This is a genomic window from Mycolicibacterium vaccae NBRC 14118 = CIP 105934 (assembly GCF_001552715.1).
Taxonomy (GTDB): Bacteria; Actinomycetota; Actinomycetes; order Mycobacteriales; family Mycobacteriaceae; genus Mycobacterium; species Mycobacterium vaccae.
In genome coordinates this window covers 1-5,971 of the sequence record NZ_BCRS01000241.1, presented here as the reverse complement: position 1 = coordinate 5,971, position 5,971 = coordinate 1, and the positions used below count along the sequence as shown (strand labels likewise).

Sequence of the window (5,971 nt, the reverse complement as noted above, 5' to 3'; positions counted from 1 at the left end):
CCCGCGGGCAGGGCGGATGCCACCGCCTCGGAGACCTTGCGCGCGGCGCGGCGGCCGCGCCAGCCCAGCGACGGCCTGCCCTCGGTGTCCACGGCGGCGATGATCAGGCCGCCGATCAGACTGACGTCAGTGATGAAGGCACGCCGCTCGTCGGCTTTGCGCTGTGGGTCGACCTCGTTCCAGAACGCGTGTCCGCCAAGTGAACTCGGCACCACGCTCAACGCCAGCGCGGCCGAGGCCACGCGGGGGAGTCGGCCGGTCGCCAGGAGCAGGCCGCCGCCGATCTGTACGGCGGCGGTGACCTTCGCGACGGTCTCGGCGTTGGCGGGCACATTGGTGCCCACCGGATCGGGCAGCTTGCTCAGCTCCTCGAGTGTCTGGCGGGTGGCGTCGGTGGCGGGTTTCGGGCTTCTGAGCGCCTCGACCCCACGCGAGATGAACACTGCAGACAGCATCGGGCGCGCAACACGTCGGATCAACATGCGGCCTGTGTTCCCCGGGTCCAAGGCGGGCAAACCACACCCGTACGGAGTGTCCGGACCCCTACTGACCGGCGGCGGGCCGGGGCCAGTGTGGTTGGGACAACTTCCCGGACGGCGGCCGCATCAGGTCCAGCACGGCCCGCAGGGGCGACCACTGCGCACGGCCGCGTCGGGTCACCGCGTACGCAGTCAGGGTGAGGGCCGGATTCTGAAGCTCCAGCACGGTGACTCCGGGACTGGTCGGTCGGTCCAGCGGCAGCAGCCCCACCCCGAAGCCCGCGACCACGAGGTCCTCGACGAGGTCGAGGCTGTCGATCTGATGGGCGATCGTCGGGGTGAAGCCGGCCAGCGACGCGAGCGTGCGCACCGCGGTCTCGTCGCCGGTGTTGCGTGAGTTCACGATCCAGCTGGATTCGGCGAACGCGGCCAGGGGAGTGTCGGCCGGTGTCCCGGCCGGCACCGCGAGGCCCCAGCCCGTCGACCACAGCGGCACGGCGTCCAGGGCCGTGCCCGGGGACGCCGGCGCCAGGTTGAAGTCGTAGGTGAGCGCGAGGTCGAGGTCGTCGGCGGTGAGCAGGGCGAATACCTCCAGGGGTTCGTACTCGCTGATGACCACCCGGACATCGGGGTGGCGCGCGGCGAGTTCGGCGACGGCCGGCAGCAGTGACACCCGGATACCGGTGGCGAAGCCCCCGACCCGGACCGTGCCCGCGGGTTCGGCGTCGGGGTCGAGGTCGCGGCGCGCGCTGTCGACGGCGGCCAGGATCGTCACCGCGTGATCGGCGAGCCGCCTGCCTGCGGGGGTCAGCCGCACGTGGCGACCCTCGGGTTCGATCAGCCTGGCCCCGGTGTCGCGGGACAACGCGGCGATCTGCTGGGACACCGTCGAGGTCGTCAGGTTGTGCACGTCGGCCACTGCGCGCATCGACCCCAGGCGCGACAGCGCCAGTAACAGTTCCAGACGACGTGTGTCCATCACTGGATTGTTGCTGGCCCTCGGCGGCCGCGTGGTGCCATCGGTGTTCCGCTCGGGGCTCGACGTGCGCCGGCGAAAGTGCGGGCCCGGTAGGTGATCCGGGTGGTGATCCGCTGACCCGGACGTCCGGCGGCTGGTTGACCCGATCTCGGACAAATTCTGCAAAGTGTCCGATAGCGTGACCGGATGTCATTTTCGGCTGCGGCGCTGAGCGCCGAGGACGTCGCCGATCGGCTGACCGGATGGCTGCGCGCCCAGATCGCCGACGCCGACGACGTCCGCATCGAAGGTCTGGACCGGGTGGCCTCCGGCGGTGCCGCCGAGGTCATGGTGCTGACCGTGGTGACCTCGCGCGGCGGCCACGACAGCTGCCGGGACGTCGTAGTGAGGACAAGTCCGGTAGTGAGGACAAGTCCGGCAGTGAGGACAAGCCCGGTAGTGAGGACAAGTCCGGTAGTGCGGACGAGCCCACCGGCACCGCACAACCCGGGCAGGCTGTTCACGTTGTTGCGGGCCCTGGAGTCCACTCCGGTGCGGGCGCCGAGGGCGTTGTGGTGGGACCGCACCGGCGACGTATTGGGCCGGCCGTTCCTGGTGATGGAGCGCGTCGACGGGACGGTGTACGACGTCGACGCCCTCGCCGGGGAATCCGACGAGAACGTCGCGCAGATGTGTAGAGGGATGGCTGAACAGCTCGCCGCGATCCATGCGGTGGATCTCGACGCCACGGGGTTGCGGGCGCTCGACGACGGCGCCACCCACCTGGTTCGGGAACTCGACCACTGGGCTGGACAGGTTGGCCTGGTCGAGTGCGGACCGCTGCCTGCGCTGGAGCGCCTGCTGGCGGCGCTGTGGGACAGCATGCCCGCGGGCTGTCCGAAGCCGACCCTGGTGCACGGCGACGCCCGGCCGGGCAACTTCGCCTTCGTCGACGGGGTCGTCGGCGCGGTGTTCGCCTGGGAGATGGCCACCGTCGGCGACCCGTTGACCGACATCGGCTGGCTGGAGTTGGCGTGGCGGCGACCGGGCGGGTTCGCCGGTCACCCCGGTACGCTGCCGATCGACGAGCTGATCGCCCACTACGAAGCAGTCAGCGGCCGCCCACCGCAGAACCGGCCCTGGTACCGGGCGTTCAACGCCTACAAGCTGGCGGTGAGTGTTCTGACCGGTGCGGTGGCGCCGGTAGCAGGTGTGCCGCTCGCCGAAGGCGTCTCGGCGCTGACCGCGATCGGGCTGGCCGATCTCGGCATCGTCGAGTAGTCCTAGGCCGGGGCGGAGCCTTCGGCCGCCCACTCCTCGGTCACCCGGCGCTGCTGATCGGCCACCACCTGGCTCAGGTGAGCGGCTTTCGGCCATCCGTAGTAGGCGCCGAAATGGACTGTGATCTCTTCCATTTCGGAGAACGACAGCTCTCGGCTCTTCATCGCGGCGTAGACGTGACTGACGATCGGGTACGGGGCGTCCTGGAACGCCACACAGGCCACGGTGATCAGGCGACGCTCGCGCATGCCCAGACCGGGACGCAACCACATCTCCCCGAAGACGAAGTTCAGGATGCCTGCGCCGTGGAAGGGATTGTCCCTGTCGGGAGCGTAGGGCAGGCAGTTCACCTCCTTGAACGCCTGCGCACCGGTGGCGAGTCGGTCCTCGGGGTCGTTGGGGGTGGTCAACGGCAACAGCGGGTCCGGCGGTGGCACGTCCTGCCCACGTTCGGCGTGGATGCGCGCCCACTGTTCGTCGACGACCATGTTGAGCCGCGACGCCTTCGGCCATCCCCCGTAGACAGCGAAATGCAGGACGGATTCCCGCATTTCGGTGATCGTCAGGTCTCCGCTGTTGAGGGCGGCGTAGACGTGGTCGCGCAGCGGGCCTTCGGCATCGGCGGCGGCGACGCACGGCAACGTCACGAAATGGCGGTCCCGCCGGCTCAGCCCGGGCCGCTGCCAGACGTCGCCGAAGACGAACTGCAGCATGTGCCATGCCGCCGGGTTTTCCGGTTCGGGCGGCGCGAATGTCATGACCTCGGCGAAGGCCTGCCGGATCTGTTCGTGTCGGGCGGTGTCGATTGCACTCATGGCATTGCCTCCTCGGGGACGGGTCAGCGGAGTGTGACGCCGGCGTCGACCTTGAACTCCAGGCCGGTCACGTAACGCGACTCGTCGGACACCAGGAACAGCACCGCGTTGCTGATGTCGACCGCCTCGGCCATCTGGATCGGCAGCGCATTGAGGAACAGCGGGCCGAGATCGGGACGTTGTTCGGCGATCAGATTGTGCAGCGACGCGGGTCGCATCCCCGTCGCCACCCCGGTCGGGTGCACGGTGTTGACCCGGACATGCTGTGCGGCAAGCTCATTGGCCAATGCCTTGCTCATCCCGACCACTCCGTGTTTGGACGCGGTGTACGGGGTGTGCAGCGGAGTGCCCTTGATCCCGGCCGCGGAGCTGATGTTGACCAGGCTGCCGCCGCGGTCGACGAGGTGGGGTAACGCCGCCGCGCACGTGTTCCAGGCTCCGATCAGGTTGACGTCGACGACGGCGCGCCAGTGTTCGGCGGTGGTGGTGTCCCACGTCCCGGCGGTCAGCACGCCTGCGTTGGCCACCGCGGCGTCCAGGCCGCCGAGTCGGGCGACCCCGTCGTCGACCGCGGCCGCCAGCGCGGCCGCGTCCCGGACATCGACGACATGGGTGACGGCGCGGCCGCCGGCCCGTTCGACGAGGTCGGCGGTCTCGGCCAACTCGTCGGAGGAGGCGAGCGGATATTCGATCTCGGGCATCGAGCGGCAGATGTCGACCAGGATGAGGTCGGCGCCCTCCTCGGCCAGCCGCACTGCGTGGCTGCGGCCCATCCCGCGCGCGGCGCCGGTGATCAGCACCCGTTTTCCCTCGACGCGTCCTGGCATGGTCACAGCTTGTTGCAGAAGCCGGCGTCGACCGGGAACGTCACTCCGGTCACGTACTTCGCCTCGTCCGAGACCAGATAGGCGACAGCGGCACTGATGTCCTCGGGCTCGAGAAGTCCGACCGGCATCGGGTTCTGCAGGTGTGGGCCGCCGTCTGGGTAGTGCTCGAGGAAGGCGGTCATGGCGGGGTTCACGGCCATCATCGTGTTGACCGCGGTCGGGTGCACGGTGTTGACCCGGATACTGTGCGGGGCAAGGGCATTGGCCAGCGTGCGCATCAGGCCGACGATGCCGTGCTTGGACGCGGCATAGCCCAGGCCGCCGCCTTGCATCCCGCCGAAGCCGCGCAGCCCAGCGGTGGAGCTGGTGAACACCATGGCCCCTCCGCGCTCGCCGGCGATCAGGTGAGGGATAGCCGCCTTGGCGGTGTGGAACGTCCCGACCAGATTCACGTCGATCACGTCGGTCCACATCTGAAGGTCTTCGTCCTCGGACAGTTCGCGGAAGGCCATCGTGGCGATGCCGGCGTTCGCGCAGACGATGTCGAGTCTTCCGAAGTGCTCGACGCCGCGGTCCAGCGCGGCCTTGAGTTCCCGGTAGTCGCGGACGTCGGCCACAGAGCCGAGCATCTTGGCGCCCGAAGCCTCGACCAGGGCGACGGTCTCCTCGAGTTCGGCGGCGGTGGCCAGCGGGTAGCCGTTGGAGCCGATGTCGGCGCAGATGTCGACACCGATGATGTCGGCGCCGTCGGCGGCCAGTCGCATTGCGTGGCTACGTCCCTGCCCGCGCGCGACGCCGGTGATGAACGCGACTTTGCCGTCGAGTGACCCCATGACACCTCCCAGATTCTGAGTAACTGTGTTACTGGGCGTACGGTAACCGAGTTACTCAACGGTGGCAAGGATGTGTCGTGGCGATGGTGGCAGAGGATCCGATTCTGGCGGTGGTCGTCGACCTGCTCGAGAACCAGGGCTACGACGCGGTGCAGTTGCGTGAGGTCGCCCGTCGCTCACACACGTCGCTGACCACGATCTACAAGCGGTACTCGAATCGGGACGAACTGATCCTGGCCGCGCTCGAAGCCTGGACCGACACCCACCGCTATGCCGCCGTCGTCGATTCTCGCCCGCAGCCCGGCGAGTCGCTGCACGAATCGTTGATGAGATTGTTCCGCGCGCTCTTCGAGCCGTGGGAGCGTCACCCGCAGATGCTCACGGCCTACTTCCGGGCCCGCACCGGACCGAGCGGCAAACGGCTACTGCGCCGCGGCCTGGACGTGGTGGTACCGGCGGCGATGGACGCGCTCAGCGGCGTGGACGACGAGTTCGTCACCGACCTCGACACCGTGATCGCCAACGTGGTATACGGGCTCCTCGGGAGGTTCGCCGCCGGCGAGATCGCGATCACCGACATCCTGCCCGCGATCGACCGCACGGTGTACCGACTGATCAACGGCTACCACCCAGGGCCCTGAGGCGCCGACGCGCTCAGGTCCCCGGGTGGGGTCGGGCGAGATGTCAGGGTGCCGGGACGCTGCCGCAACCCACCCCGGGGATGCAGCCGGCCGCGCCGCCGGGTCCGGCGACCCCACCGGGTCCGCCGGGGATGGCG

At 69.1% G+C, this 5,971-nt stretch carries 7 protein-coding genes; 2 read left to right on the top strand and 5 right to left on the bottom strand.

The window, feature by feature from the left end; genetic code table 11:
• A partial coding sequence (locus MVA01S_RS28135; RefSeq protein ID WP_159426363.1) for a DoxX family protein occupies nucleotides 1-482 on the bottom strand: 482 nt, incomplete at its 3' end.
• 61 nt (nucleotides 483-543) lie between these two features.
• Nucleotides 544-1,458, bottom strand: a complete 915-nt coding sequence (locus MVA01S_RS28130) for a LysR family transcriptional regulator (RefSeq protein ID WP_003933473.1) — start codon at nucleotides 1,456-1,458, stop codon at nucleotides 544-546.
• 186 nt (nucleotides 1,459-1,644) lie between these two features.
• Between MVA01S_RS28130 and MVA01S_RS28125 the strand changes: the two genes are divergently transcribed.
• A complete protein-coding gene (locus tag MVA01S_RS28125) occupies nucleotides 1,645-2,718 on the top strand; it encodes a phosphotransferase family protein (RefSeq protein WP_081529186.1) in 1,074 nt (357 codons plus the stop codon).
• Between the two features lie 2 nt (nucleotides 2,719-2,720).
• Here MVA01S_RS28125 and MVA01S_RS28120 read toward each other — a convergent pair whose 3' ends face one another.
• The 3 genes from MVA01S_RS28120 to MVA01S_RS28110 are packed head-to-tail and all read right to left on the bottom strand — an operon-like array spanning nucleotide 2,721 to nucleotide 5,193.
• Nucleotides 2,721-3,533 carry a carboxymuconolactone decarboxylase family protein gene (locus MVA01S_RS28120; protein WP_003933471.1) on the bottom strand — a complete coding sequence of 271 codons (813 nt, stop codon included), beginning with the start codon at nucleotides 3,531-3,533 and terminating at the stop codon, nucleotides 2,721-2,723.
• Nucleotides 3,534-3,556: 23 nt separating this feature from the next.
• A complete protein-coding gene (locus tag MVA01S_RS28115) occupies nucleotides 3,557-4,360 on the bottom strand; it encodes a mycofactocin-coupled SDR family oxidoreductase (protein ID WP_040543042.1) in 804 nt (267 codons plus the stop codon).
• Nucleotides 4,361-4,362: 2 nt separating this feature from the next.
• Nucleotides 4,363-5,193: a mycofactocin-coupled SDR family oxidoreductase gene (locus tag MVA01S_RS28110; protein ID WP_003933468.1), complete on the bottom strand. Its 831-nt coding sequence runs from the start codon at nucleotides 5,191-5,193 to the stop codon at nucleotides 4,363-4,365.
• A gap of 83 nt (nucleotides 5,194-5,276) precedes the next feature.
• On the opposite strand from MVA01S_RS28110, the gene MVA01S_RS28105 reads away from it, so the two are divergent.
• Nucleotides 5,277-5,834 carry a TetR/AcrR family transcriptional regulator gene (locus tag MVA01S_RS28105; RefSeq protein WP_040543068.1) on the top strand — a complete coding sequence of 186 codons (558 nt, stop codon included), beginning with the start codon at nucleotides 5,277-5,279 and terminating at the stop codon, nucleotides 5,832-5,834.
• The last annotated feature ends 137 nt before the right edge of the window (nucleotides 5,835-5,971 follow it).

Coding starts and splice junctions, on each gene's coding strand:
- MVA01S_RS28130 (WP_003933473.1), bottom strand. CDS start 1,458: ATGGACACACGTCGTCTGGAACTGTTACTGGCGCTGTCGCGCCTGGGG.
- MVA01S_RS28125 (WP_081529186.1), top strand. CDS start 1,645: ATGTCATTTTCGGCTGCGGCGCTGAGCGCCGAGGACGTCGCCGATCGG.
- MVA01S_RS28120 (WP_003933471.1), bottom strand. CDS start 3,533: ATGAGTGCAATCGACACCGCCCGACACGAACAGATCCGGCAGGCCTTC.
- MVA01S_RS28115 (WP_040543042.1), bottom strand. CDS start 4,360: ATGCCAGGACGCGTCGAGGGAAAACGGGTGCTGATCACCGGCGCCGCG.
- MVA01S_RS28110 (WP_003933468.1), bottom strand. CDS start 5,193: ATGGGGTCACTCGACGGCAAAGTCGCGTTCATCACCGGCGTCGCGCGC.
- MVA01S_RS28105 (WP_040543068.1), top strand. CDS start 5,277: ATGGTGGCAGAGGATCCGATTCTGGCGGTGGTCGTCGACCTGCTCGAG.